The organism is Sphingopyxis sp. (assembly GCF_036402335.1).
GTDB lineage: Bacteria > Pseudomonadota > Alphaproteobacteria > Sphingomonadales > Sphingomonadaceae > Sphingopyxis.
In genome coordinates this window covers 1-2,591 of sequence record NZ_DASWTD010000496.1, presented here as the reverse complement: position 1 = coordinate 2,591, position 2,591 = coordinate 1, and the positions used below count along the sequence as shown (strand labels likewise).

Annotated in this window: 3 protein-coding genes; 1 reads left to right on the top strand and 2 read right to left on the bottom strand. The window is 63.6% G+C overall.

Annotated features, from left to right (window positions below; all coding sequences use genetic code 11):
- A partial coding sequence (locus VGD20_RS16200; RefSeq protein ID WP_331135432.1) for an XRE family transcriptional regulator occupies window positions 1-611 on the top strand: 611 nt, incomplete at its 5' end.
- Window positions 612-645: 34 nt separating this feature from the next.
- Here the strand turns inward: VGD20_RS16200 and VGD20_RS16195 are convergent.
- Complete coding sequence (locus VGD20_RS16195) at window positions 646-1,335, bottom strand: XRE family transcriptional regulator (RefSeq protein WP_331135431.1); 690 nt, start codon at window positions 1,333-1,335, stop codon at window positions 646-648.
- Between the two features lie 166 nt (window positions 1,336-1,501).
- On the bottom strand, window positions 1,502-2,591 hold a 1,090-nt coding region (locus VGD20_RS16190), incomplete at its 5' end, for an amidohydrolase family protein (RefSeq protein ID WP_331135430.1).

Genomic DNA, 2,591 nt, shown 5'->3' with positions numbered 1-2,591 from the left:
AGCTACGCGCCCTTCGTCTCGAGCGGTCCCTGACGATGGGGCAATTGGCCGAGAAGACCGGCATTCCGCAGTCGACGCTGTCGAAACTCGAGAATGGCAAGATGCGAATGACGTACGAGAAGCTCGTGCGGCTGGGTGCGGGGCTGCAGGTCGACATCGCGCTTCTCATCCAGAAGGAGAGCGGCACCGGCCCGCCGGTCCCGGCGGCCGGCCCCGGGCGGCGAAGCGTCATCCGAGCGGGCGAGGTCGCGGGCGTCCATTTCGAGAAACAGCAGCACGCCTATCTCGCGGACGAATATCTCGGAAAAACGATGACGCCGATCCTCATCGACGTCGTCGCGCGGCACATCGACGAGCTCAATGGCCTCCTCGGGCATCGCGGCGAGGAATATCTCTACGTGCTCGAAGGCAGCATGGAGCTGCATAGCGAATTCTTTGCGCCGCTTCGGCTCGATGCCGGCGATTCCATTTATTTCGACAGCAGCATGGCGCACGCCTATCTGCTCGTCGGCGAGGGTCCCTGCCGCGTCCTTTCGGTCTGCTCGGGCGCCGATGCCGAAATGATTTCACACGCCGCACGGATCGACGAGGCCGGAAACGACGGCGGTTAGCAGCGCCCGATCGGCGCAAAGGCGGTAGCCTCGGCTATTTCAGCGCGCGAACGGGCGAGAGCGCTTCGACTTCGTGAATATTTTCGACGTCCGACCGGCCGTCAACCGTCCGGATCACATCGTTGTTGCGCGGGATGCAGACCATCATGATCCGGCATGGGCCATCCCCCGCCGCGACATAGCCATGCCCCATCTCGCTGTCGAAATAGATCGATTCACCGGTTTTGAGGTGAACCGGGGTATAGGTGTCGGTGTGCAACGCGAGTTCGCCATCGAGCACGAGGAGAAACTCCTCGCCGAAATGACGATGCAATTCGCCGAACTCCTCGATCGAGCGCGCCGAGATTGTCGCGACGAGCGGCGAGACGCGCTTTTCCAGCAAGTCCTGCGCATGATAGCAGATCTCGCCATATTGCGACGACACGACGCCGCCCTCGCCGATCCGCGTGATACTGCGGCGACCGCGATCGCCCGAGACATATTCAGTCCGGGGCGATCCCAGAATGTCGGCAATGTTGACGTCGAGCGCGACGCTGATCCGCAGCAGGCGGTCCATCGTCATCTCGGTCTTGTCATTCTCGATCTTCGACAGGGTGGAGGTCGGAATGCCGGTCTTGTCGCTCACTTCGGCGAGCGACCAGCCGCGTTCGAGACGAAGCGTCTTCAGGACCGGCCCGGCCGAGATCGACTTTGACTTCGAGGTAGCGGAACGCGCGGCCTTCATGCCATCTCCCTGCTCGTTACGCGCGGCGCGATCAATATCAAAAGCGCGTTCGGGACGTAAAACGCCCTCGCACGAACGCGGCCCGCGCCGCGTCGCCGTACCGGACCGGCGAGCGAAGCCCGCCGATAGCGATCGGCCGCCGGCCGAGTCACCCGGAATTTCGCTATCAGCGACCGCTCCTCAGATACGGCGCGACATTGTTGCACAGCGTGGCCCACTCGGCGTCGGTGAATGCCAGTTTCCGTCGCATCAGATCGAAATAGGGCGCGATGGGGCCGATCGCCGGCCAGTCGCTCCCGATCACGAACCGGTCGAGTCCGATCTGCCGCATATCCGCCGTGAACAGGGCCAGTTGCGCATCGCTGCTTCCGAGCGCCGCAGCCGCCTCTTCGGGCATCACCACGCCCGAGATGTCGAATATGAGATTGCGCGTTCCCGGCGCCTTGCGGGCAATCGCCGCGCCAAAGGCCTCGAGCGAGTCGATCGTCGCCGGGTCGGCGCCGGCGTAGCCGCCGCCGTGCGCGATCTGGACCGGAAGATCGCCCGCCTTAGAAAGAACCTTGTCGATGAACAGATTGACGTCGGCCTTCGTGAACGATCCACCGCCGCGAAGATGGGTAACGATGGGCAGCCTTGCCTTACGCGCGAGGGTAAAAATCTCCGCCAGCTGCGCCACCTGTTCGGGCGAGCTCGCTGAGAAATCCGCCGCGCCGAGATGGAGCTTGAGCCCGCTGACACCCGGCCTGCCCTTCCAGTAGCGAAATTCTTCCTTCGCGTTGGGCGCGAACGGATTGATCGCGACGAAGGCGATGATGCGGCCCTTCGAGGCCAGCGCGGTCTCGACGTTGAAGCGGTTTTCCGCGCGCATCTTGCGAGCCGCCTCGGCCGGATCGGCGGCTTGGCCGGGCAGCATGAACCAATAGCCGGTCGAGAGCAGAACGGCGCGCTTGACGCCGGCCGCGTCGAGATTGCGGATGGCGTCGGCCGGGGTCGGCTTCTTGAAAATATCCTCGGACAGATGCTCGAAGGCATCCGGATCGGCTTTCTTCATTTCGTCCATCTGGCGGGCAAGCTCATCGCTCCCGAGATGGATATGATGGTCGACGAGCGGCGCTGCAGGTGCCGCCGCGCCATCGGATGCCGCGGCGCAAACAGGCATCGCCAATGCAAGCAGGGCGCCGCCGAGCATTCCCCGGAATCGCTTCCCGCGAACCCGTGCGGCACCGCCGTTCAGACTTTCGATGTCCTTCATTCTC